Source organism: Bremerella sp. JC817 (genome assembly GCF_040718835.1).
Lineage (GTDB): Bacteria > Planctomycetota > Planctomycetia > Pirellulales > Pirellulaceae > Bremerella.
Map to the genome: position 1 here is coordinate 1 of NZ_JBFEFG010000089.1, position 351 is coordinate 351.

1 protein-coding gene is annotated in these 351 nt (G+C 65.5%); it reads right to left on the reverse strand.

Going from position 1 to position 351, the window contains the following annotated elements; genetic code table 11:
* The coding region (locus tag AB1L30_RS00420; RefSeq protein WP_367011381.1) for a hypothetical protein at positions 1-305 on the reverse strand (305 nt) is incomplete at its 3' end.
* Between the last annotated feature and the right edge of the window lie 46 nt (positions 306-351).

The following is a 351-nucleotide window of genomic DNA, read 5'->3' on the forward strand; positions in this document are numbered from 1 at the left end:
AGGAGCCCTCCGTACCAGGCCGCGAGGATCATCCCCGCGATGAGCAGCCCGAAGGCGCCGTGGAAGACCGAAACCTCGCGATGCGTGTACGATTTGATCAATCCCAGCCCAATCCTCGACAGGGCCATGGTGGTCACGAGGACGGCGACCGCCAGCATCAATCCGGCCGAATCTCCGGCGTAATCGGAGAAGAGGACGATGCCGATGCCGCCGTAGAGCAATCCGTTCATCGTGGCGACGACCGAACCGATCCATCGGCGCGCCATGACGGCCCCGGCGATCTGGAACGCGCCGAGGATCACCATGAGCCAGCCGGACGCCAGGGCGGTGGCAAGCCCCCTTCGGCAGCGA